At 71.3% G+C, this 23,674-nt stretch carries 17 protein-coding genes and 1 tRNA gene; 10 read left to right on the top strand and 8 right to left on the bottom strand.

Features of this window, described 5'->3' with window-relative positions:
• From ACFV1J_RS06340 to ACFV1J_RS06315, 6 genes are all read right to left on the bottom strand, one after another.
• The coding region (locus ACFV1J_RS06340; RefSeq protein WP_385856094.1) for a tetratricopeptide repeat protein at nucleotides 1–2,534 on the bottom strand (2,534 nt) is incomplete at its 3' end.
• A 959-nt stretch (nucleotides 2,535–3,493) separates the two neighbouring features.
• Nucleotides 3,494–4,312, bottom strand: coding sequence for an ABC transporter permease (locus ACFV1J_RS06335; protein ID WP_385856093.1), 819 nt, complete (start codon nucleotides 4,310–4,312; stop codon nucleotides 3,494–3,496).
• Nucleotides 4,309–5,307: an ATP-binding cassette domain-containing protein gene (locus ACFV1J_RS06330; RefSeq protein WP_385856092.1), complete on the bottom strand. Its 999-nt coding sequence runs from the start codon at nucleotides 5,305–5,307 to the stop codon at nucleotides 4,309–4,311. The genes ACFV1J_RS06335 and ACFV1J_RS06330 overlap by 4 nt, the downstream gene beginning before the upstream one ends.
• Nucleotides 5,308–5,662: 355 nt before the next feature.
• On the bottom strand, nucleotides 5,663–5,818 hold the full coding sequence (locus ACFV1J_RS06325) for a hypothetical protein (RefSeq protein ID WP_385856091.1): 156 nt from the start codon (nucleotides 5,816–5,818) through the stop codon (nucleotides 5,663–5,665).
• 58 nt (nucleotides 5,819–5,876) lie between these two features.
• Complete coding sequence (locus ACFV1J_RS06320; protein WP_385856090.1) at nucleotides 5,877–6,722, bottom strand: DUF4097 domain-containing protein; 846 nt, start codon at nucleotides 6,720–6,722, stop codon at nucleotides 5,877–5,879.
• A gap of 151 nt (nucleotides 6,723–6,873) precedes the next feature.
• On the bottom strand, nucleotides 6,874–7,392 hold the full coding sequence (locus tag ACFV1J_RS06315) for a toxin-antitoxin system HicB family antitoxin (RefSeq protein WP_385856089.1): 519 nt from the start codon (nucleotides 7,390–7,392) through the stop codon (nucleotides 6,874–6,876).
• Between the two features lie 431 nt (nucleotides 7,393–7,823).
• On the opposite strand from ACFV1J_RS06315, the gene ACFV1J_RS06310 reads away from it, so the two are divergent.
• Both ACFV1J_RS06310 and ACFV1J_RS06305 read left to right on the top strand, forming a co-directional pair.
• Complete coding sequence (locus ACFV1J_RS06310; RefSeq protein ID WP_385856088.1) at nucleotides 7,824–8,510, top strand: DUF6333 family protein; 687 nt, start codon at nucleotides 7,824–7,826, stop codon at nucleotides 8,508–8,510.
• A 137-nt stretch (nucleotides 8,511–8,647) separates the two neighbouring features.
• A tRNA-Met gene (locus tag ACFV1J_RS06305) sits at nucleotides 8,648–8,721 on the top strand.
• Nucleotides 8,722–8,808: 87 nt separating this feature from the next.
• Here the strand turns inward: ACFV1J_RS06305 and ACFV1J_RS06300 are convergent.
• On the bottom strand, nucleotides 8,809–9,603 hold the full coding sequence (locus tag ACFV1J_RS06300; protein ID WP_385856087.1) for an NAD(P)H-dependent oxidoreductase: 795 nt from the start codon (nucleotides 9,601–9,603) through the stop codon (nucleotides 8,809–8,811).
• A 222-nt stretch (nucleotides 9,604–9,825) separates the two neighbouring features.
• On the opposite strand from ACFV1J_RS06300, the gene ACFV1J_RS06295 reads away from it, so the two are divergent.
• From ACFV1J_RS06295 to ACFV1J_RS06285, 3 genes are all read left to right on the top strand, one after another.
• Entirely contained in the window at nucleotides 9,826–10,836 is a 1,011-nt protein-coding gene (locus tag ACFV1J_RS06295) for a GlxA family transcriptional regulator (protein ID WP_385856086.1), read from the top strand.
• A 275-nt stretch (nucleotides 10,837–11,111) separates the two neighbouring features.
• On the top strand, nucleotides 11,112–12,140 hold the full coding sequence (locus ACFV1J_RS06290) for a DUF2797 domain-containing protein (protein WP_385856085.1): 1,029 nt from the start codon (nucleotides 11,112–11,114) through the stop codon (nucleotides 12,138–12,140).
• A 234-nt stretch (nucleotides 12,141–12,374) separates the two neighbouring features.
• Complete coding sequence (locus ACFV1J_RS06285) at nucleotides 12,375–13,283, top strand: amidohydrolase family protein (RefSeq protein ID WP_385856083.1); 909 nt, start codon at nucleotides 12,375–12,377, stop codon at nucleotides 13,281–13,283.
• Between the two features lie 117 nt (nucleotides 13,284–13,400).
• Here the strand turns inward: ACFV1J_RS06285 and ACFV1J_RS06280 are convergent, their stop codons facing one another.
• A complete protein-coding gene (locus tag ACFV1J_RS06280) occupies nucleotides 13,401–13,976 on the bottom strand; it encodes an NADPH-dependent FMN reductase (protein WP_385856082.1) in 576 nt (191 codons plus the stop codon).
• Between the two features lie 520 nt (nucleotides 13,977–14,496).
• Here ACFV1J_RS06280 and ACFV1J_RS06275 point away from each other — a divergent pair.
• The 5 genes from ACFV1J_RS06275 to ACFV1J_RS06255 all read left to right on the top strand — a co-directional run bounded on the left by ACFV1J_RS06275 (nucleotide 14,497) and on the right by ACFV1J_RS06255 (nucleotide 23,575).
• Nucleotides 14,497–15,198, top strand: a complete 702-nt coding sequence (locus tag ACFV1J_RS06275; RefSeq protein WP_385856421.1) for a response regulator transcription factor — start codon at nucleotides 14,497–14,499, stop codon at nucleotides 15,196–15,198.
• A gap of 424 nt (nucleotides 15,199–15,622) precedes the next feature.
• A complete protein-coding gene (locus ACFV1J_RS06270) occupies nucleotides 15,623–17,284 on the top strand; it encodes an ATP-binding protein (protein WP_385856081.1) in 1,662 nt (553 codons plus the stop codon).
• Between the two features lie 194 nt (nucleotides 17,285–17,478).
• Nucleotides 17,479–18,879 carry a glycosyltransferase gene (locus ACFV1J_RS06265; RefSeq protein WP_385856080.1) on the top strand — a complete coding sequence of 467 codons (1,401 nt, stop codon included), beginning with the start codon at nucleotides 17,479–17,481 and terminating at the stop codon, nucleotides 18,877–18,879.
• Nucleotides 18,880–18,965: 86 nt separating this feature from the next.
• Nucleotides 18,966–21,566, top strand: coding sequence for a glycosyltransferase family 39 protein (locus ACFV1J_RS06260; RefSeq protein WP_385856079.1), 2,601 nt, complete (start codon nucleotides 18,966–18,968; stop codon nucleotides 21,564–21,566).
• Nucleotides 21,567–21,844: 278 nt separating this feature from the next.
• Nucleotides 21,845–23,575, top strand: a complete 1,731-nt coding sequence (locus ACFV1J_RS06255) for an MFS transporter (protein ID WP_385856078.1) — start codon at nucleotides 21,845–21,847, stop codon at nucleotides 23,573–23,575.
• Nucleotides 23,576–23,674 lie beyond the last annotated feature (99 nt).

The following is a 23,674-nucleotide window of genomic DNA, read 5'->3' as shown; positions in this document are numbered from 1 at the left end:
TTGGCGAGGTTGTTGCGGGCAGTGAGTGTGTCGGGGTGGTCGGAGCCCAGGACCCGCTCGCGATCGCCAAGGACCCGCTCACGCAAGTCGAGGGCCTCCTGGACCCGCCCAGCATCGCTGTAGGAGTTGGCGAGGTTGCTACGGGCAGTGAGTGTGGCGGGGTGGTCGGAGCCCAGGACCCGCTGGCGATCCGCGAGGACCCGCTCACGCAAGTCGAGGGCCTCCTGGACCCGCCCAGCATCGCTGTAGGAGATGGCGAGATTGCTACGGGCAGTGAGTGTGGCGGGGTGGTCGGAGCCCAAGACCCGCTCGTGATCGCCAAGGACCCGCTCACGCAAGTCGAGGGCCTCCTGGACCCGCCCAGCATCGCGATAGGAGATGGCGAGGTTGTTGCGGGCAGTGAGTGTGTCGGGGTGGTCGATGCCCAGGACCCGCTCGCGATCCGCGAGGACCCGTTCACGCAAGTCGAGGGCCTCCTGGACCCGCCCAGCATCGCGATAGGAGATGGCGAGGTTGTGGCGGGCAGTGAGTGTGGCGGGGTGGTCGGAGCCCAGGACCCGCTCCTGATCGGCGAGGACCCGCTCGCCGAGATCGAGGGCCTCCTGGACCCGCCCAGCATCGCTGTAGGAGTTGGCGAGGTTGTTGCGGGCAGTGAGTGTGTCGGGGTGGTCGGAGCCCAGGACCCGCTGGCGATCCGCGAGGACCCGCTCGCCGAGATCGAGGGCCTCCTGGACCCGCCCAGCATCGCTGTAGGAGATGGCGAGGTTGCTACGGGCGTCGAGGGTGGCGGCGTGGTCCGAGCCCAGGACCCGCTCGTAATCGGCAAGGACCCGCTCACGCAAGTCGAGGGCCTCCTGGACCCGCCCAGCATCGCGATAGGAGACGGCGAGGTTGCTACGGGCGTCGAGGGTGGCGGCGTGGTCCGAGCCCAGGACCCGCTCGCAATCGGCAAGGACCCGCTCACGCAAGTCGAGGGCCTCCTGGACCCGCCCAGCATCGCGATAGGAGACGGCGAGGTTGCTACGGGCGTTGAGAGTGTCGGGGTGGCTGTGGCCATGGATGCGGCTGCTGAGACGGAGGGCCGTTTCGTCGTACTCGATCGCCTGATGGTAGAGGCCCGCTTCGGTGAGGCTGTGGCTAGCCGTGTAGATGCATGGGTGGGTTGTGGGCTGCCACAGGGCCGGGCGGGTGAGCTGGTCGAGGTGGACCACGTTGGCGCGCAGCAGGGCGGCTAGTTCTCGTTCCTCGTGGTCGTGGCGGGGCCACAGGCTGGTGATGGCGTCGGCGGCGGTGCGGGCTGTGGCGGGCAGTGCGCCGGGCGGGATGGTCTCCCGCACGGCGCGGGCGGTCAGGGCGTGCATGCGCAGGGGGGCGGTGGCGGTGTCCTGGGTGATCAGGGCGTAGGTGCGCAGGTATTCGAGCGCGTTGTGCACCTCTGCTTCGGTGACGGGCGGGTGGTGTTTGCGCAGCCGGCGGCGTTGCGGCGGGCGTGCGGTGCTCAGGTGGTCGAGCGCTGCCGGTGTGGTCCATGCGGTGACGGGGTGGCCGAGGGGGTCCATGAGGGAGGCGAGGTGCAGCAGGGGCCGGGCCAGCTGGCTGGTGTCGGCTTCCTCGACGGCGTCGAGGGAGAGCAGCAGTGAGGCGGTGACGGGCTGGCCGTAGCCTTCGGTGTCTGCGCTCGCCGGCAGCAGGTCGCTCAGCCGACTGCTGGTGTCGCGCAGCAGGGTGAGGTAGTCGGCCATCGTGGGCCGCTTGTTGATGAGATACGCGGCGGCATGGCCGAGTGCAAGGGGGAGATGACCGAGTTCGGCGGCTATCTCGCCTGCTTGGGCGGGGTCGTGCAGGGGGGCGTGACCGGCATCGGTGAGCCGTCGCTGGAGGTACGCGCGGGCCTCAGAGTCCGTGTAGAGGCCGATCCGGATCAGGGAGCGGCCCTCTCCGCTGAGCTGGGCGTCCTCACGCCTGCTGGTAGCCAGGACCCAGCCGCGGCCGGTCCCGCTGTCGGGCCACCACTCCCGGATGGCAGCCGGGTCGGTGACATCGTCCAGCACCACAAGCCATCGCCGCCCGCTTGCCGCCATCCACCGCAGAAACAGCCGGGCCGCCCCGTCCTCGTCATCCGGGGATACTCCGGGAATGTGCAACCGGCCGGCCGCTTCCGCGTACGCGCTGATGACCTGATCGGTGCCGGTGGCACGCACCCACACGAGCACATCCAGCCCAGCCCCATCGAACCGCTCCTGATCTCGCAGCTCCCGCGCTAACGACGCCGCAAGCTGGCTCTTGCCCACCCCACCAGGACCAGACAGCACCACATCCCTGCCCCTGCCACGCGCCGCCTTCAACCCCTTGCGTACCTGTGTGCGCGGTTGGAAAGCCGCGGCCGTACGCGGGACATCGCCCACCCACACCGGCCACTCGACTGACGGACCCTGTACCGGCGCAGGATGCACATGCATGTCACCCGCCACCTGCGTCACATCTCCGTGCGCCTGCGCTGCCTGACGCGCACGACGCTGCCCCGAACTCTCCACCACGATCCCTGGCCCCCTTGCTTCAGACCCGGTCCCCGCCGACCTGATCGATGTCCCCCGTTCCGTCGGAACGGGCCTTCTGTCGCACGTCCTCACGCGCCGCAGCACCCGGTGCTCCCGTCCCTACACCCTGGCTACCCCCCGTCTGCCGGATGCGGCCCCCACCGCGTGCCGACTGCCGCACCCGACGCACCCCAGCACCGCCGGCCTGCGACGCCCACCAGCCCAGAGCAGCCAGCACTCCCGCGGACACCACACCCGCCACCGGACCGATCACATCCCACGGGTCATCACCCCCCTTCGACAGCACCGCCCACGGCACCGCCACCACAGCGAACGACACAACCGAACCCACCACCGCCACCAACCACCGCAGAGCAGCCTGCACAACCCACCCCCGAGAAGAGTCAGATCTCAGCCTCCGGACCGACCATGCTGGCACGCAGATACCCCCACCCACCGCACGAACCAACAATCCCCACCAGCTGATTGCACCGGTCCACACTGCTCTGGGAGACGAGCTGTGACCATGTCTCCAGCCTCCCGCCAGTCCCCTGGCCGCAGCGCGGAACGCTCTGCGCCAACCCGGGGCGGAACCCTGACATGTTGACGGCAACCCTGACGGCAACGACGGCACACCGGAGCTGACAACAGCGATCACCGGCACATAGGGCGGGCGGCTAGGCGTAGACGCGGCACAGCCTTGCCCAAAGCTACGGATCAGAAGGTTGCAGGTTCGAATCCTGCCGAGCGCACAGCAGGCCAAGGCCCCGTTCGAAAGTGAACGGGGCCTTTGGTGTTTTTGGTGGCCGTGGTGGATGGCGGGGATGGCGAGCACGGCGGTCGGTGAAGGGGGCGGCGAGGGGGTGGCGGTGGGGCGGTGTTCGTCGGGTGGAGGAATGGCGAGGGCGGCCCCGGGGGATCCGGGGCCGCACCTTTGCATCGCCTGCTCCTTGGGGTCAGCGGGTGATTTCGCGGTTGAAGACGGCGCGTGACCACAGGTAGCCGATCAGGCTGAGGGCCGTGCACCAGGTCAGGGCGATCCAGCCCTGGTTGCCGATCGGGGTGCCGAGGAGCAGGCCGCGCAGGGTCTCGTTGATCGGGGTGAAGGGCTGGTACTCGGCGAACCAGCGCAGGCCGGTCGGCATGGAGTCTGGCGTGACGACCGCGCTGCCGAGGAAGGGCAGGAAGGTCAGCGGCAGCGGGGCGTTGGAGGCGGACTCGACGGTCTTGGCGCCCATGCCCATCGCGGCGGAGATCCAGGCCAGACCGAAGGACAGGAAGGTCAGCAGACCGAACGCGGCGATCCACTCGAGGGGGGAGGCGTCGGGTCGGAAGCCGATCGCGAGGGAGACGCCCGTGACCAGGACGAGGACCGCGGTGACCTGGATGACGCTGCCGAGGACATGGCCGGTGAGCACGGAGCCGCGGGAGATCGACATCGTACGGAAGCGGTTGATGATGCCTTCCGTCATGTCGGTGCAGACGGACACGGCGGTCGCGACGGCTCCGGAGGTCGCGGCCATCAGGATGATGCCGGGCACCACGTAGTTGATGTAGTCGCCGCGGTCGGCACCGGCCCCGATGCCGGTGCCGAGCGCCCCGCCGAAGACGTACACGAACAGCAGCAGCATCAGGATCGGCATCGTGACGATCGAGATCGTCATCGACGGGTAGCGCCGCATGTGCCTGAGGTTGCGGCGCAGCATCGTCAGGGAGTCGCGCAGGGCGTACGAGCGGGTGGGGGTGGCCGGTGCGGTGGCGGTCGCGATGCTCATCGGGCCGACTCCTTCTGCTGGTTGGGGAGGGTGGGGGCGTTCTGCCGTCCGGTGAGGGTGAGGAAGACGTCGTCGAGGTCGGGGGTGTGCACGGTGAGCGACTCGGCCCGTACGCCGGTGCTGTCGAGGGCGTCGAGGACGGCACGGAGATCGGTGAGGGTGCCGTTGCTGGGGATCCGCAGGGTGAGCGACTCGTCGTCGCGGGCGGCCAGGCCGAAGAGGTCGGCCCCCATGGCGAGCTGGGCCTCGTCGGCGAACTGGAGGCGGACATGGCCACCGGGGATCTGGCGCTTCAGTTCGTCGGCGGTGCCCGCGGCTACCAGCTTGCCGTGGTCCAACACAGCGATCTGGTCGGCGAGTTGGTCGGCCTCCTCCAGGTACTGCGTGGTGAGGAAGATGGTCACGCCCTGATCCGTCACCAGGTTCCGGATGAGCTCCTGCATGACGCGGCGGCTGCGCGGGTCGAGGCCGGTGGTCGGCTCGTCGAGGAAGATGATCCGCGGCCGGCCGATCAGGGTCATCGCCAGGTCGAGCTTGCGGCGCATACCACCGGAGAAGGTGGCGACGTTCTTGCGGGCCGCTTCGGTCAGCTCGAACCGCTCCAGGAGTTCGGCGGCGCGGCGGCGGCCCTCGCGCTTGCTCAGGTGGCGCAGGTCGGCCATCAGGAGCAGGTTCTCCTCGGCGGTCAACAGCCCGTCGACGGCGGCGAATTGGCCGGTGACGCCGATCTGGCGGCGTACCGCGTCGGCGTCGGTGGTCACGTCGTGGCCCGCGATCTGCGCCTGGCCCGAGTCGGCGGTGATCAGCGTGGAGAGGATCTCCACGGTGGTGGTCTTGCCGGCGCCGTTGGGGCCGAGCAGGGCGAAGATCGTGCCCTCGGGTATCGACAGATCGATGCCGTCGAGCACTACCTTGTCGCCGTACGACTTGCGCAGGCCGGTCGCGAAGATCGCGGCTGTTCGCGTGGTGGTGGCCACCTGGCGCGCGGTGTTCATGGTGGGTGGGCCTTTCTTCAGGGAATGGGGGCGGGGGAGGGAGGCACGGAGGGAGGACGGACGGAAGCGGCCGAGGGGCCGTGATGCGTGAGGGATGGATCACCCACACGTGAGGGATGCGTGGGTGGTGCATGAGGGGGGCGTGGGTGGTGCAGGGGTGGTGCCTGGCTGGTGTGATTCGCGCGTGGGTACGCCGCGTCATGCCATTTGGCGGGGAGGGCGGCAGCTCGGCGGCGAGGGCGTCAGCCGACGAGGGGGTGTTCCCTCGGGGAGGGGGCGCGGGGGTGGCGTGCCGGCCGAGCTTCTCGCTCTCGGCGTCCACTCGGGGCAGGGGCCGATTCAGCCACTTCGGCAGCTAGCAGGGGTACGTGAGGACCGCGGCCGCGGCGACGGCCCGGCCGCTGGGCCGGAAGCCGTCGAAGCCGTCGAAGCCGTCGAAGCCGTTGAAGCCGTCGAAGCTGTCGACGACCGCCTCGGCGGGGTGCGTCCCGTGGACGTACGACTTACGCATCCGCCTGAGGCGGGGGGGGTGAGGGTGAGCGGGTGGGGTCGGGGCTCAGGCCGGGGGCTCAGGCGCGGGCGCGGAGGACGTCGATGTTGCCGTGCCGGGTGCGGGCGCGGACCTTGACCGTGTCCTCGGTGGTTTCCGGGGTGTCGGACGCGGTGAGCGCGTTGCGTACCTGGCCGGAGCCCGAGCTGACGTCGAGCCAGGCGGCGGTGCCCTGGCGGATGCCGACCTCGATGGCGCCGTAGGAGGTCTCCAACTGGACGTTGCCGCTGGCCACTTCGCCCACGCGCAGGGCGCCATGGGCGGTGGTGGCGGTGACCGAGTCCTCGGCGCGCCGGATCTCGATGTCGCCGTTGGCGCCGCTCACCCGCAACTCGCCGGTCGCGGCCCCGATCGTCGTGGTGCCGTGCGAGTTCTTCAGGACGGCTGGGCCGTCGACGGTGCCGACGCGCAGGCTGCCGGAGCTGGTGGTGATCTCGGCCAGGCCCTCGACCCGGTCCACGGTGATCGAGCCGTGCGACGCGGTCAGCTTCAGCGGGCCGGTGGTGTCGAGGCGGACGTCGCCGGCCGAGGTCTTCACGCGGACCTCGCCGAGCCGGCCCTCGCCGACCACCTGGGCCCAGGCGCCGGTCATGTCGATGCGCGAGCCCGTGGGCAGTTCGACCGTCACGTCGACGGTGCCGGGGCGGCGAAGCGAATTGCGCAGCTTGGGGGTCCGGACGGTCAGGACGCCGCTCGCGTACGAGACCTCGGTCTGGTCGACCGCCCGTACGTCCCGGTCCTTCTTCGGGTCGCGGGGTTGCACCTCGACGACGGTGTCGGGGCGGTCGCCCGCGACGAACTGGATGGAACCGGCCTCCACGTGCACCGTGGCCGAGATGGGTGCGGGAGTGTCGAAAGAAGGCATGGCTGTCCCGTCCTCTTGAGTCTTGGGGGCGTCCGCACAGCGCGTGCTGGTGGGACGTGGTGGGTGGGTGGAATGGTGTGTGGGTGGAGTGGTGTGGAGGAAGTGGTGTGAGGGAGGTTGCGCGGGCGAAGTGGTACGGGCGGGCGTGGGGCTAGCGGACCCAGCCCGTGATGCTCTGTCCGATGCTCTGGGTCTTCTCCGCCGTACGCGGCTGCGTGCCGTCGGCGACCGCGGCCGATACGGCCCGCACCAGCCACGCGTTGACCGACAGGCCCTCGCGGCTCGCGGCTTCCTCGGCGCGCGCCTTGAGGTGGGCCGGCAGCCGCAGATTGACGCGGGCGGTGCCGCCCTCGTCGCCCTCGGCCGGGGTCGGGGTCTTGAACGGTTCGACGGGGGTGGCCGGCTCCACGGTCGCGCCCGCGTCGGCGGGCGGCGGCGTCACCACGAAGTCCGGGTCCAGCCCGCGCAGCCGTACGTCGACCGAGCCGGGGGCGAGTTCGCGGGTGATCTCGTCCATCGCGGCGGAGAGCACCTGGAGCATGGTCAGACGGGTCGCCGACTCCAGAGGAGCGGTGAGCCGCTCGGCGAGCTCGCGGGCTTCGTCACCGCCGGCCTCGGCGGCCACCGCGAGTTCGCGGCGGAGGGTGTCGACATACGGGGTGAGGTCCATGACGCCATGATGGCACCATTGCGGTGCCATGTGCAAGTGGGGGTGGCGCCGGGTGGGTGCCGAGTGGGCGTCGGGTTGGTTAGTTGCCTCTGTGAGCTGGGGAAATGTGAAGGCGTTGAGCGTCTTGGTCTGGGTCTTTGCGACGCCTTGAGTGCTGTTGGCGGTGCGGAATGGTGCCGGGTGGTGCCAGGTGGTGCCAAGCGGTGCCACCCGAATCCGGGCGATGGCATGCCATGCGATGCCATGTGATGCCATGTGATGCCGTGCGATGCCACTGATGCCGTGCGATGCCGTGCCATGCCATGTGATGCCGTAAGGGTGGCCGGTCGCTGCTTCCGCGCCTCCAGCGCATCAACTGCTCGTAGGGCCGGGGCAGTTGAGGTGACGCACGTCCGCCGTTGACTGTCAGTGCCCGCTCCTAAGCTGCCCCCATGAGCACCCTGCCCTATGGCGTCACGCAGATCACGCGGATACATCCGCCCGCCCCCGCCTACTACGACCAGCACAGCATCAAGGAGGCGCCGGCCCACGATCCCGTGCGTGCTCGGCAGGTCCTGAGCGAGCTGGGGACGGTCGCCGGTGTGGTGGAAGAGCTTGAGCCGATGCGTCGTAAGGACATCGGGTCCCCGCGGGTGCCGGAAGACCTGGACCTTGTGACCGTCGGCTGCTGGGGGAACGCGGTGCAGATCACCGACCCCGCATTCGGTGACACCGGTATCTCGTTCAACCTGGACAACGAGTTCGACGCGCAGGTCGCCAGCCACCCTGATGCCCGGATCGTCGGTGTCTGCGAGCTGGGGTACTCCGAGACGTACGGCAAATACCTCATCCACGTCCCCGGTGTTCCCAGGGTCAGTGCGGACGGCTGGGACGAGATGGAACTCATGGGGGACCCGCTGCAAACCCTCGGTGCCATCGGGGCCACTGCCGGCGATCCCGCCACCTGTGACCTCTCCCTCGAAGACCTCGAAGCCTTCGTATGGAGCGATTACCTGGACCTCCTCGCCTGTGGCCTCCATGTTCCCTACGCCGGCGAGCAGCTGAGGGTGTCCGTCTTCAAGGTCGCCCGCTCCGAGGGCGTCCGGGTCGAGATGGAAGAGGTCTGGCGCCGGGACTGAGCGGTCGGGGGCTTAGGGACCGGGGCTCAGTGGCCGAGGCTGAGCGGCGGGGAGGGGCCGGGAGGGGGCAGGGATTCCCGCAGGTCGGAAAAGGATTAGGTGTGAGGGCGGGAGTCGCGTAGTGTTCGGGGAACCGACGCGGGGTGGAGCAGCTCGGTAGCTCGCTGGGCTCATAACCCAGAGGTCGCAGGTTCAAATCCTGTCCCCGCTACTGACGCCGTAGGGCCGTGGATCCAGATCCACGGCCCTACGGCTTTTTTGCGTTCCGGTCTGCGTTCCGGTCTGTGTTCCGGGGGCCCTAGGGGTGGTGGGGCGGGGGCGGGGCTGTGTAGTGGGCGGCGGGGCCGGTGGGCGGCGTAGGGGTGAGGTGGGGGTGGAGGAGGAGGTCGTCGTCGTAGTCGCCGGTGTTCTGGTGGCGGAAGGCGAGGGGTTCCGTGGTGGGGAGGGTGCGCAGGCGTTCGCGTAGGCGGGTGGCGGCGGTGGCGTAGGCGGTGGGGGTGGTGCGGTCGGCGCCGGGGATCAGGAGGGGCGGGAGGACGGACATGCCGGTGTACCAGAGGGTGCCGTGCTGTAGGGGGAAGAGGAGATCGTTGAGGTCGCCGTTGACGCCGCGCGGGCCCAGGGTGGCGGCGCGGGCGCCGGCGGTGGTGATCACCATGGCGCGTTTGCCGGTGAGCCGGCCGTCGCCGTAGCGCAGTGGGCGGCCGGTCTCCGGGTCGGTGTGGCCGAAGGCGAAGCCCTTGATGAAGACGCGGTCGAACCAGCCCTTGAGGATGGCGGGCATGCCGTACCACCAGAGGGGGAACTGGACGATCACGGTGTCCGCCCAGGTGACCTTCTCTTGTTCCGCGGCGATGTCCGGGCTCAAGTGGCCGTGGTGGTAGGCGCGTTCGGAGGCCGGGCCGACGTGGAGGCGGCCGGCGGGGTCGTGACCGTAGTCCGCGGCGTCGACCACCGGGTTCCACTTCATGGCGTACAGGTCGGAGACGCGGTACTCGTGGCCGTGGGCTTCGAGCGCGCGTAGGCCCTCGTCCTTGAGGGCGCCGCTCAGGGAGCGCCGGTCGGGGTGGGCGAACAGCCAAAGGATCTTCATGACACCCACTGTCCGGGCGGGCGGTCGTACGGACGAGTGGCCGGATGGCCATACTGTGCAAGGATCGGGCCAGGTAGTCGGGTCGGACGGTTCGGGTCGGACGGCTCGGGCCAGGCGGTCGGGCCCGGTGGTCGGGTCGGACGGTTCGGGCCAGGCGGTCGGGCCAGACGGTCGGGTCAGGCGGTCGGGCCAAGCGGTCGGGGCGTGGGGAGAGAGTCAGTCATGGGTGGTGGCGGGATGCGGCGGCATCGGGTGGTGGTGCTGGTGCGGGACGGGATGCTGCCGATCGAGGTGGGCAGCGTGCACCGGATCTTCGGCGAGGCCAGATCGGCGGCCGGGGAGCGGCTGTACGAGCTGGTCACCTGTGCGCTGGAGCCGGGTGAGGTGCGGACGGACACGGATTTCACGGTGTGCGTGGCGCACGGGCCCGAGGCGCTCGCCGAGGCGGACACCGTGGTCGTGCCGGCCTCCGAGGCGGATTACGAGCGGGGGGAGCGTACGGCCGGGCGGCTGAGTGCGGAACTGGCCGAGGCGCTGGGGCGGATCCGGCCCGGGACGCGGATCGCGTCGATCTGTACGGGCGCGTTCGTGCTGGCGGCGGCCGGGCTGCTGGACGGCCGGCGGGCCACTACGCACTGGCGGTCGGTGGATGACTTCCGCCGGCTGTTCCCGCAGGTCGAACTGGACGCGGACGTGCTGTACACGGACGAGGGGGACGTGCTGACGGCGGCGGGGGTCGCATCCGGCATCGACCTGTGTCTGCACATGGTCCGGTGCGACCACGGTGCGGCCGTCGCCAATGACGTGGCCCGGAGGACCGTCGTACCGCCGCACCGGGAGGGCGGCCAGGCGCAGTACATCCGGCGGCCGATGCCGGAGCCGCAGCTGTCGTCGACGGGTCGGGCGCGGGCCTGGGCGCTGGAACACCTGGACCGGCCGGTGACGCTGCGGGAACTGGCGGCGTGCGAGGCGATGAGCGTACGGACCTTCACCCGGCGGTTCCGGGAGGAGGTGGGGATCTCGCCGTTGCAGTGGCTGACCCAGCAACGGGTCGAGCGGGCCCGGCAGTTGCTGGAGGAGACGGAGCTGACGGTGGACCGGATCGCGGCGGAGGCCGGCTTCGGTACGGCGGCGTCGCTGCGGCAGCATCTGCAGTCGGCGCTGGGGGTGTCCCCGCGGATGTACCGGAGCACGTTCCGGGGGCCGGGGGGACGGGGCGGGTTGGTGGCTTGAGGGGTGGGCTGGTGGCCTGGGGAGGTGGGGCGGGAGCGGGGGTGGGGCCTTCGTAGGTTGGGGGCGGGCGTTCGTGCGTGGGTGGGCATTCCTGCGTGAGCTGGGCGTTGACGCCGTGGGGCGCGCGTTAATGCGTGAGCTGGGCGTTCGTGCGTGGGCCGGGCGTTGTCAGTGGGGGGTCGTACGCTGGCGATGTGTGGTGGCGATGTACGGGACCGCGCTGGTCAGGCGGTGGTTCGGGGGCACGGCCGGGAGCGGGGTCCGGGCCGGGGCCGGTGCCTGGTGCGGCGGGGTTCGGGCAGCGGCTGGGCTGGTACTGCGCCGAGCGGGATGAGGAACGGGAGAGCCTGATCCCCGCGGGGAAGACGCTGGCCTTCGCGGCGCAGGGGGAGCGGCGTTGCCTGGGCGTGCGGCGGGCCGGGCGCTGGCTGGTGTGCCCGTATGCGGCGGTGCTCGACGGGGAGAGTGCCAAGGACCAGTGCGCGCGGTGTGCCCAGTTGGACCGCTCGCGGTCGGTGGCCGCGGACACCATGGCCGACGACCCGCGTCCGTACGCCGTCTACCTCGCGTACTTCGGCCCCCGCCTGCTCAAGGTGGGGATCACGGCCGCCGAGCGGGGGCCGGCGCGGTTGGTGGAGCAGGGGGCGGTGGCGTACGCATGGCTGGGCCGCGGTCCGCTGATGGCGGCGCGGCGGGCGGAGGCGCTGCTGGGGAGCGCCCTGGCGATCCCGGACCGCTTCACGAAGGCGGCGAAGCGGGCGGCGCGGGGGGCGCTGCCCGAGGTGCCGGAGCGGTGCGCCGAGTTGGCACAACTGCACGCGGGGGCAAGGGAGTTGGGTGGCTGGCCGGAGACGCTGGAGCCGGTGGAGTTCGCGTGTACGGACCATACGGAGCTGTTCGGGCTGGACCGGATACCGGCCGGTGCGGCGGTGTTGGGCGGGCTGACGGCGGGGGCGGAGATCGCGGGGGAGGTGCTGGCCGGGGTCGGGTCGGATGTGTATCTGCGGCTGGTGGGGGAGGGAGCGGAAGGGGGAAGCGGGGAGGCCGAGGCGAAGGCGGACGCGGAGGTGGAGGCGGACGCGGAGGTGGAGGCGGACGCGGAGGTGGAGGGGCGGCGTTCCGGTGCGGGCCGCGGTGCGGGGGCCGGTGGGGCGTGGCCGGTGGTGGTGATGGATGCGCGGTTGCTGTCGGGGTGGGTGCTGGGAGCGGCGACGGGACGGGTGACGACCGTGCCGGTGCTGCCGGGCCGTACGGCGGCAACGGGCACGTTGGAGCGGGACGGGGAGCAGGAAGGCCTGTTCTGAGGCCAGGCGGCCGTCTTTGACGGGGAGGGTTCCTTCGACGTTCGGGTTCCTCGTGGCGGGGCGGGCCTGCGAGGCTGGATTGGGCGGCCTGCGAGGCGGGGCTGGGTGAGGTGTGTCGGGAGGACCGAGGAGAGGGGCCGGGGTGGCGGACGGGGATGAGCGGGGGGGGAGACGGGGACGAGTGGGTGGCGGGTGGCGGATGGGGGTGTGCCGGTGCGGGGCGGGGATGCGCCGATGCGGGACGGGGATGAGCGGGTGGAGGAGTTCTGGCGGGGGCTGGGGCTGCCGGGGCTGATCGACGTCCATACGCACTTCATGCCGGAGCGCGTGATGGCGAAGGTCTGGGCGTACTTCGACGCGGCCGGGCCGCTGGTGGGCCGGGAGTGGCCGATCACGTACCGCTTCGAGGAGGACCGGCGGCTGGCGGTGCTGCGCGGCTTCGGCGTACGGGCGTTCACCTCGATGATCTATCCGCACAAGCCGGGCATGGCGCAGTGGCTGAACGGCTGGGCGGCCGGCTTCGCGGCCCGGACGCCCGATTGCCTGCGGACCGCCACGTTCTTTCCCGAGGACGGCGCGGAGGCGTACGTACGGGACGAACTGGCCGGCGGGGTGCGCGTCTTCAAGGCGCATGTGCAGGTGGGGGCGTACGACCCGGCCGATGCGCGGCTCGATGCGGTGTGGGGGGCCGTCGCGGAGGCGGGAGTTCCGGTGGTCGTGCACTGCGGGTCGGGGCCCGCACCGGGCAAGCACACCGGACCGGAGCCGATCGGGCGGGTGCTGGCCCGGCATCCGCGGCTCCGGCTGATCATCGCGCACCTGGGGATGCCGGAGTACGCCGACTTCCTGGAGCTGGCCGAACGCTATGCCGGTGTGCACCTCGACACGACGATGGCCTTCACGGACTTCGCGGAACGGATCGCGCCGTTCCCGCGCGCGGAGCACGGCCGACTGGCGGACCTCGGCGAACGGGTCCTGTTCGGCAGCGACTTCCCCAACATCCCCTACGGGTACGCCCATGCGCTGGAGGCGCTGGCCCGGTTGGGGATGGGGGACGAGTGGCTGCGCGCGGTCTGTTACGGGAATGCGGCGCGGTTGTTCGGGGTGGGGCCGGGGGGTGGCGGGGCTGGAGCCGGGCCCTGAGCGGGAGCTGGGGCTGGGGCCGGCGTTGAGGTTGGGGGCGGGGCTGGGGTCGGCGTCGGGGTTGGGCTCGGTGCGCCGGCGGTGCCGGTAATGGAGATTGGCGGGGCGTCAGATACGTCAGGTCGTTGCTGGCTGGGTGTCGGTGTTCCCCGTTGTGACGGTGGCCAGGTGGGCCAGGGCCGCGGCCAGGTCGGTGAGGGTGGCCCCGTCCGAGACGCGTTCCGTCGTGGCGTCGATCTTCGGGCCGATGGCGGGGATCTCGCGGCAGGCGGCCGTGATGACCTCGCCGGTCATCATGCGCAGGGTCTCCCGGAGCTGGGCGTTGGCGTGATCGCCGCCGGTGGGGAAGGGGGACGCGGTGATCACCGCGACCGGCTTGTTGACCACCTCGCCGCTGCTGACCAGCCAGTCGAGCGCGTTCTTGAGGACGCCGGGGACTCCGTGCGCGTACTCGGGGCTGACGATGAGCAGGGCGTCGGCGGACGCCACGGCGGTGCGCAGGGCGGCGACCGCGGCGGGGGGTGTGGCGTCCTCGCCGTCCAGGTCGGGGTTGAAGTGCGGGAGTGCGCCGATGTCCGCGACGGCGGCGGGGCCGCCCCACAGGGTGAGGGCGGAGTTCAGCACCGCGCCGTTGGAGGAGCGGGCGCGCAGACTGCCGGAGAGGGCGACCAGTCTCGGGACGTCATGTGTCATGCGGGGGACGGTACGCCGGGCGGTCCGGGGTGGCGGGCTGGGGGCTGGGTGAGGGCCGGGTGAGGGCGGGGCGAGGGCTGGGCGAGGTACCCGTGAAGGGGTAAAAGCGCTGTTCAGGGCGATTGTCAGTGGGGGGTGCCATGCTTGGGGCAGTGGTGATCGGCCTGGACCGCGCGGGGGGCGGCCCAGGCCGGTCACGGTCCCTAACGGGATCCCTGCGAACGGGTCCCCACGAACGGGATCCCCGCGAACGGGATCCCCGCGAACGGGACTCGCAGGAAGGGGACTCTCTAGGAACGGACTCTTAGGAGCGGGATTCTCAGGATATTCACAGGAAGGAGAAAGGGAGCTCTCACGGGCGTGGGTCAGGCTCACCGGCATGACCGTGACTTCGTCGTCCTCAGCGGCGCTTCATGCCTCGTCAGCTCGGGTTTCGTCAGTTCCGGCTGCCTCGGTGCCGGTTTCGCCAGGTCCGGCAGGCTCGGCGGTCAGGAGAGCGCCCGGGAAGCAGCCGGAGTTGTTGCGGCCGGACGGCAGTCCGGTGCGGGTGCTGGTGGTCGACGACGAGTCCTCGCTCGCCGATCTGCTGTCGCTCGCGCTGCGGTACGAAGGCTGGGACATCCGTGCCGAAGGGGACGGCGCGGGGGCGCTGCGGACCGCTCGTAGCTGGCGGCCGGATGCGGTGCTGCTGGACGTCATGCTGCCGGACATGGACGGGCTGACGCTGCTCGGACGGCTGCGGCGCGAACTGACGGACGTACCGGTGCTGTTCCTCACGGCCAAGGATGCGGTCGAGGACCGGATCGCCGGGCTGACGGCCGGCGGGGACGACTACGTCACCAAGCCGTTCAGCCTGGAAGAGGTGGTGGCCAGGCTGCGGGGGCTGCTGCGCAGGGCCGGGGCGGCGGCCGCCCGGAGCGAGTCGCGGCTGACGGTGGGCGATCTGGTGCTGGACGAGGACAGCCATGAGGTGTGGCGGGGCGGGCAGGAAATCCACCTGACGGCCACGGAGTTCGAGCTGCTGCGGTATCTGATGCGCAATCCGCGGCGAGTGCTGAGCAAGACCCAGATCCTCGACCGGGTGTGGAGCTATGACTTCGGCGGCCAGGCCAATGTCGTGGAGCTGTACATCTCGTACCTGCGGCGGAAGATCGACGCGGGGCGGGCACCGATGATCCATACGCGGCGGGGCGCGGGCTATCTGATCAAGCCGGGCGGGTAGCGGAGCGGTGGCCGATCCTGCGCGTGCGTCCCTGCCTGATCCGCCGGCCTCGGCGGCCTCGGCGGCCTCGGATGTCTTGGGGGCCTCGGGGGCCTCAGCGGTCTCGGATGACTCGGATGACTCGGGGGTGGCGGCCGTCTCGGGGACCGGGTCTGTCTCGGGGTCTGCGCCCGCGCTCTCGCCCGTAACTGGCAGCGAAACCAACGGAGTTGCGCCCTCGCGTGTAACCGGAACCGGAACCAGAAGCGGAACCGGAAGCGGGACCGGAACCGGCATCGGAGCAGTGGCCGCGCCCGCGCCCGCGTCCGCGTCCGTACCCGTATCCGCGTCCGCGTCCGTGTCCGAGTCCGGCCGCAGGTCGGCGGGGTGGGGGTCGGAGCGAGGGGCGGGGCGGCGGCGGTGGACGTTGCGGACGCGGTTGGTGGTGTCGGCGGTGGCTCTGATTGCCGTTGTGGGGGCGGTGATCGGGGTCGTCACGACCATCGCCTTGCACTCGTACCTCCAAGGGCAGTTGGACGAGCGGGTGAAGGAAGCGGTCGTACGGGCGGTGATGCCGCGGCCGCACGATCCGATGCGGAGCCAGCCCCTCGACTTCGTTGCGATGGTGGGCCAGCCCGTCGGCACGGTGGGTGCGCGGGTCGGCCCGGGTGGGGCCCTCGATGTGGGGGCGCGGATGAACAACTCGGCCAGCAGGGAGCCCTCCGAGCGGCTGGCGTGGCTGAACGGTGAGCAGGTCGCAGCACTGGACGCCGTACCGAGGGACGGCCGGCCGCATACCGCCGAGCTGCCCGGGCTCGGCGACTACCGCGTGCGGTCCGCGAAGGACGGCTCACTGGTGGTCGGGCTGCCGCTCGGCGAGGTCCAGGACACGGTCGGCCAGCTGGTGCTGATCGAGACGTGTGTGACGGTCGCCGGGCTGGTCGCGGCGGGGATCGCCGGGGCGAGCATGGTGGGGATCGCACTGCGGCCGCTGCGCCGGGTCGCCGCCACCGCCACCCGGGTGTCCGAACTGTCCTTGCATCAGGGCGAGGTGGCGCTGCACGTCCGCGTACCGGCGGCGGAGGCCGATGCCCGGACCGAGGTGGGTCAGGTCGGGGCGGCGCTGAACCGGATGCTCGGGCACGTCGGCTCGGCGTTGTCGGTACGTCAGGAGAGCGAGATGCGGGTGCGGCGGTTCGTCGCCGACGCCAGCCATGAGCTGCGGACGCCGCTGGCGTCGATCCGGGGGTACGCCGAACTGACCCGGCGCGGGGACGAGCGGCCCGGACCGGTGACCCGGCACGCCCTCGGGCGGATCGAGTCGGAGGCGGAGCGGATGACGGGGCTGGTGGAGGACCTGTTGCTGCTCGCACGGCTCGATTCGGGGCGCCCGCTCTCGTACGAGAGCACTGATCTCTCGCCGTTGGTGGTGGATGCGGTGAGCGATGCCCGGGCGGCCGGGCCCGGGCACCGGTGGCGGTTGGAACTGCCGGACGAGCCGGTGTGGGTCCACGGGGACGGCGAGCGGCTGCACCAGGTCCTGGTGAACCTGCTGGCCAACGCCCGGACGCACACGCCCGAGGGGACGACGGTGACGGCCCGGGTGGTGGCTCCGGCTGCCGCCGTCCTGCCGGTGCAGCCACCGGTACGGCTACCGGCGCGGCTACCGGTAAGGCAGGGTGGCGCCCCGTACGGCCACGCAGACCAAGGGCGCGCCCAGTACGGCCATGCCGACCAGGGTGGTGCCCCGTACGGGCACGTCGACCAGGGTGGCGCCCCGTACGGGCACGTCGACCAGGGCGGCGCCCCCTACGGCCAAGCCGCGCAGGGGCGGGCCCCGTACGGCCAAGCAGCGCAGGGTGGGGCCTCGCAGCCCGCCGTCCGGCTCCAGGTGGAGGACGACGGGCCCGGCATTCCGGCGGACCTCCTGCCGCGGGTGTTCGAGCGGTTCGCGCGCGGGGACGCCTCCCGCTCACGGGCGGCCGGCAGCACCGGGCTCGGGCTCGCGATCGTGCAGGCCGTGGTGGCGGCGCACGGCGGTACGGTCGGCGTCGAGAGCGTGCCAGGGCGGACCGTCTTCACGGTGACTCTGCCGGTTTCGCGGTGACCCTGTCGGCTTCTCGGTGACGTTGCTGGCTTCACGGTGACCCGTCGGCTCGTCACTCCCAGCCGGTCCTCTCCCAGAACTGTCCCCTCACAGCCGTTCCTCTCCCAGCTGATCCCTTCCCGTCCGTGCCACTCACAGCGCGGCCACAGGCTCACCACACGGCCGTGACAGGGCAGTTGGCGAGGGTCGGGGGCATGACGACGACACAGCCGCCCGATACACCGCTGGGCTCCCTGCCACCGCGCGCGCATCTGCGCCTGGGCCAGATCGCGACCGTGCTGGATGTGGTCATCCCCGTCTACAACGAGGAGGCGGATCTGGAGCGTTGCGTCCGGCGTCTGCACGAGCACCTCGCGCGGACCTTCCCGTACGGGTTCCGGATCACCATCGCGGACAACGCGAGCACCGACCGTACGCCCGAGGTCGCCGCGCGGCTCGATGACGCGATCGACGAGGTCACGGCCGTACGGCTGGAGCAGAAGGGTCGCGGGCGGGCGCTGCGCACCGTGTGGTCGCTGTCCGAGGCGCCGGTGCTGGCCTATATGGACGTCGATCTGTCGACGGACCTCAATGCGCTGTTGCCGCTGGTGGCGCCGTTGATCTCCGGTCACTCGGATCTGGCGATCGGTTCGCGGCTCAGCCGGAGCGCGCGGGTTGTTCGCGGACCGAAGCGGGAGTTCATCTCGCGAACGTACAACCTCATCCTGCGGGGCTCCCTCGCCGCCCGCTTCTCTGACGCGCAGTGCGGGTTCAAGGCCATACGGGGCGATGTCGCGGAACGGCTGCTTCCGATGGTCGAGGACACCGGGTGGTTCTTCGACACCGAGATGCTGGTGCTCGCGGAGCGGGCCGGGCTGCGGATCCACGAGGTGCCGGTCGACTGGGTCGACGACCCGAGCAGCACCGTGCACATCGTGCGCACGGCCACCGACGACCTGAAGGGCGTCTGGCGGGTGGGCCGGGCGCTGGCGACCGGGGCGCTGCCGCTGGACCGGCTGGCCCGGCCGTTCGGCGACGATCCGCGGGACCGGGAACTGTCCGGGGTGCCGGGCGGGCTGGCCCGTCAGCTCGTCGGCTTCTGTGTGGTCGGCGGGTTCAGCACCCTGCTGTACCTCGGGCTCTACTCCCTCTTCCGGCTCGGTACGGGCGCCCAACTGGCCAACGCCGCCGCGCTGCTGTTGTCCGCGATGGCCAATACGGCGGCCAATCGGCGGCTGACCTTCGGGGTGCGCGGGCGGGACCGGGCGGTCCGCCATCAGGCCCAGGGCCTGGTGGTCTTCGCGATCGGGCTGGCGCTGACCAGCGGGTCCCTGGCCGCACTGGACGCGGCCGGCGGACCGACCTCGCACGGCACCGAACTGGCGGTGCTGGTCGCCGCCAACCTGGCGGCCACCGTGCTGCGGTTCCTGCTCTTCCGCGCCTGGGTGTTCCCGGACCGCGAGCGCACGTCCGACGACTGCCCGCATCTGGATGACGTGAACGACCTCCCTCGGAGCCCCCGGAGTCGCCGGATCACCCGGAGTCGCCGGAGCCCCGGGAGGACTGGGAGCTCCGGGAGGACTGGGAGCCCCCGGAGTAGCGGGAGCCCCCGGTGAACCCGATGAACGCGATGAGTCCGATGGGCCCGCTGAGCCAGATGAACCCGCTGAGACCGCTGAGCCTGACGAACTCGAGGAACGTGATGAACCAGCCGAATCCGCCGTCGTCCGCCGAGCCCCCGCGTACGGCGCAGCCGAGGCCGGGGTCCGGACCGGATCCGCGCTGGGCGCGGCCCGCACTGCTGGCGTTGTTGCTGGTCACGGCCGTGCTCTACCTCTGGAGCCTGTCGGCCTCCGGTTACGCCAACCAGTTCTACTCGGCCGCCGTACAGGCCGGCAGCGAGAGCTGGAAGGCGTTCTTCTTCGGCTCGTCCGACGCGGCGAACTCGATCACCGTCGACAAGCCGCCGGCCGCGCTCTGGCCGATGGCGCTGTCCGTACGCCTCTTCGGCCTCAGCTCGTGGGCGATCCTGGTGCCCGAGGCGTTGATGGGCGTGGTGACCGTCGGCGTGCTGTACGCGGCCGTACGGCGGCGGTTCGGGGCGGGCGCCGGACTGCTCGCCGGCGGGGCGCTGGCGGTGACGCCGGTGGCGGCGCTGATGTTCCGCTTCAACAACCCCGATGCGCTGCTGTGCCTCCTGATGGTGTGCGCGATCGCCGCCGTACTGCGCGCACTTGAGGACGGCCGGACGAAGTGGCTGGTACTGGCCGGTCTCTGCTTCGGTGCCGGGTTCCTCACCAAGACGCTGCAGGCGTGGCTGATCCTGCCGGCGCTCGCCGTGGTGTACGCGTGCTGTGCGCCGGTCGGGCTGCGCAAGCGGTTCGGGCAGCTGCTGCTCGCCGGGCTGGCGATCGTGGTGTCCGGCGGCTGGTGGGTGGCGATCGTCGAGCTCTGGCCGGCGTCCTCGCGGCCGTACATCGGCGGCTCGCAGACCAACAGCTTCCTGGAACTGACCTTCGGCTACAACGGCTTGGGGCGGATCAGCGGCAACGAGACCGGCAGCGTCGGCGGAGGCGGGCGCGGCCCGGGAGGCGGGGGTGGTGGCGGTGGCGGCTGGGGCGAGACGGGCATCACGCGGCTGTTCTCGTCCGACATGGGCGGGCAGATCTCCTGGCTGCTGCCGGCCGCGCTGATCCTGCTGGTGGTGGCGGTGGGGCTGCTGTGGCGGGCCCGTCGTACGGCCGCCGGCAGCCTGCCCGCGGCCGCCGAACAGGCCGGGGGCGATCCGGCCGCCACCGCGGGCTCCCCGGCCTCTCAGGGCGGTCTCGCCATGGCGTCTCCGACCGGCCCGGCTGCGACTTCCCCCGTCGGTCTCGCCGCGGCCTCTCAGGGCGGTCTCGCCATGGCGTCTCCGACCGGCTCGGCTGCGACTTCCCCGGCCGGTCTCGCCGCTGAACAGGCCGGTCAGCGGGCCGAGTTCCTGGTGTGGGGCGGGGCGCTGCTGATGACGTTCACGACGTTCAGCTTCATGTCCGGGATCTTCCACCAGTACTACAACATCGCGCTGGCCCCGTACATCGCGGCGCTGGTCGGTATGGGCGCGACCCTGCTGTGGCGGCGCGGCGGGCGGCTGGCGTCGGTCGCGCTGGCGGTGACGGTCGCGGTGACCGCGGCCTGGTCGTACGTCCTGCTGAACCGCTCGCCCGAATGGCTGCCGTGGCTGCGCTGGACGGTGCTGGCGTTGGGGGCGCTGGCGGCGGTCGGCCTGCTGACGGGCGTACGGAAGACGGCGGCGGCGAACCAGCAGACAGGGGATGCCGCGAGCGAATGGGAGGGGGCGAGCGAGTGGGAGGCGGCGCACCAGCAGGAGGCGGCGTCGGTCCATGGGGGAGTGGTGGCCCGGCCGGCCGTCGCCCGGCGGGTCGCCGTCGTGGCCGCGGGGCTGGGGGTGGTCACGGCGCTGGCCGGGCCGGTCGCGTACACGCTCGACACCGTGAACACCCCCAAGGGCGGGTCGATCATCACGGCCGGGCCTACGGTGCGCGGCAGTATGGGCGGGCCGGGCGGTGGCTTCCCCGGGGGCCGGGGGCGCATATGGCGCGGCAACAACGGCGCGATGCCGGGCGGCGGCACCCAGGTCGGGGCCCCCGGAGCACCTGGAGCCGCCGGAGCGCCCAGTGGCCCCGCAGCTGGTGCCCCCGGAGCGCCCGGTACCGCGGCCGGTCGCCTGCCCGCCGTACCGGGAGTGACGGGCACGGGCACCGGTAAGGGCAGCATGCGCGGTGGCGGTATGCGCGGTGGCATGGGCGGTGGCATCGGCGGTCTCCTCAACGGCAGCAAGGTGAGCGCCCGGGCCAAGGCCCTGCTGGAGAAGGACGCCGATGACTACACCTGGGCCGCCGCGGCCATCGGTTCGCAGAACGCCGCGGGCTACCAGCTGGCCACCCAGAAGCCGGTGATGTCGATCGGCGGCTTCAACGGCAGCGACCCGTCGCCGACCCTCGCCCAATTCAAGAAGTACGTCGCGGAAGGGAAGATCCACTACTTCATCGCGGGCGGCCGGGACGGCTTCGGTGGCACCGGTTTCCCCGGTGGCCTCTTCCTCGGTGGCCGCGGTGGTCTCGGTAGCCCCGGTGGCCGCGAGCGGATCGGCGGTTTCGGCGCCGGTGGCGGTGGCGTACCTGGCGGCCCGGGCGGAGGCGGACAGGGCCACTCGTCCAAGATCAGCTCCTGGGTCGAGAAGACCTTCAAGAAGGTCACGGTCGGCAGCGCCACCTTCTACGACCTGACGAAGCGGGCCTGACCAGGGCCGCAGAGGGCCTGATCAGCGGCTCAGTAGAGCGACCACCCAGTACGGACGCCCGGAAGCACCGCTGTGAAGCTGCGCCCCGGAAGCAGACCCCCGGAAGCAGCGGCCAGAAGCAGCGGCCCGGAATCGGACACCCAGGGCAGCAGCCGCCCGGAAGTAGATGCCCGTAAACGGGCGGCTACGCCCCACCCGGCCGGCCGAAAACAAATGTACGGCGTATAACCCTCCCTGTACGGTGTATGGCGACCGCTCGCACCGTACAGGGAGCCCGTATGCCGTCCCCCGTGGCGTCCGACGCCGCAATCACCACCCTCCAGCCGCCGGGCCGTCCCGCCGCCCGCTGGCTGATCCTGGCCGTCATCTGCCTCGCCCAGCTCACGGTCGTCCTCGACAACACCGTCCTGAACGTCGCCATCCCCTCCCTCACCAAGGACATGGCCGCGACCACCGCCGACGTCCAGTGGATGATCAACGCCTATTCGCTGGTCCAGTCGGGGCTGCTGCTCACCGCCGGCAATTCCGCCGACCGGTACGGCCGTAAGAAGATGCTCGCCGTCGGCCTGGTGCTGTTCGGCGTGGCGTCGCTCGGGGCCGCGCTCGCCCAGTCGCCGGGCCAACTGATCGCGGCCCGGGCCGGTATGGGCGTCGGTGGGGCGCTGCTGGTCACCACCACGCTCGCGGTCGTCATGCAGATCTTCGACGACGAGGAGCGCCCCAAGGCGATCGGCATCTGGAGCTCGGTCAACTCCCTCGGCTTCGCCGCCGGCCCGCTGATAGGCGGTGCGCTGCTCGACCACTACTGGTGGGGTTCGCTGTTCCTGGTCAATCTCCCCGTCGCCGTCGTCGCGGTGGCGGCCGTCGTCACCCTCGTCCCCGAGTCCAAGAGCCGCGACGGTGAGTTCCCGGACCTCCTCGGTGCCGTGCTGTCCATGATCGGGATGGGCGGGGTGGTCTTCGCGATCATCTCCGGACCGCACGCCGGCTGGCTCTCCGGCCAGGTGCTGATCTCGGCCGCCATCGGGGCCGCCGGCCTCGCCCTCTTCGCCGGATGGGAGCTGCACACCCCGCACCCGATGCTGGACATGCACTTCTTCCGGAACCGCCGGTTCATCGGCGCGGTCTCCGGCGGCATCCTGGTCGCCTTCGGGATGGGCGGCTCGATGTTCCTGCTCACCCAGCACCTCCAACTGGTGCTCGGTTACGGCCCGTTGGACGCCGGGCTGCGGATGGCGCCGCTCGCCGTCACCGTCATCCTGATCAACTTCACCGGCCTGGGCGCCCGTCTGATGCCGAAGTTCGGCACCCCCGGCATGATCATCACCGGGATGTCGCTGCTCGCCGCCGGACTCGCCGCCATATCGGTGCTCGGCGGGCACAGCTACGGCGGCATGCTCACCGGCCTGATCGTGATGGGCCTCGGCGTTGCGCTCGCCATGCCGACGATGGCCAACGCGATCATGTCCGCCATCCCGCCGGCCAAGGCCGGGGTGGGCGCCGGGGTCAACGGCACGCTGATGGAATTCGGCCAGGGCCTGGGCGTCGCCGTTCTCGGCGCCGTCCTCAACTCCCGCTTCACGGCCCTGCTCCCGCTGGCGGCCGCGGGCGCCGGCTCGCTCTCCGCGGCGCTCGCCCGTACGGACACCGCCGCCGAACGCACCGCCGTCCAGGACGCCTTCTCCTCCGGCATCGGCACCAGCCAACTGGTCGGCGCGGCCGCGGTGTTCCTCGGCGGGCTGCTCGCCGCCGTACTCCTGCGCCGGGCGGAACGTGCCGGCCAGGAGCAGCAGACTGCCGCAGCGCAAGGGGTACAAGAGGTGCAAGGGGCGCAAGGGCTAGAAGAGACGCAAGAGATGCAAGGCGCACAGGGTTCACAGGGTTCACAGGACTCACAGGGCGTGCAAGGAGCTCCAGGGGCATCGTCGGAACCGGGGGCACCGATGGCACCGCAGGCGCCGGGGACGCCGCCGCCCGGACCGGAAGCGGCCACCGCGGCCGCGGAATAGCATCGACAGTGCAGAAGATCGTTGAACGCCGACGTACAGCTGACCGTCGTACGCCGACGCGCAGCAGACCGTCGTACGCCGACGTGCAGGTAGAAGACC

The sequence above is a fragment of the Streptomyces sp. NPDC059649 genome, assembly GCF_042734445.1.
Classification (GTDB): Bacteria; Actinomycetota; Actinomycetes; order Streptomycetales; family Streptomycetaceae; genus Streptomyces.
This window is presented reverse-complemented; position numbering and strand designations above follow the sequence as displayed.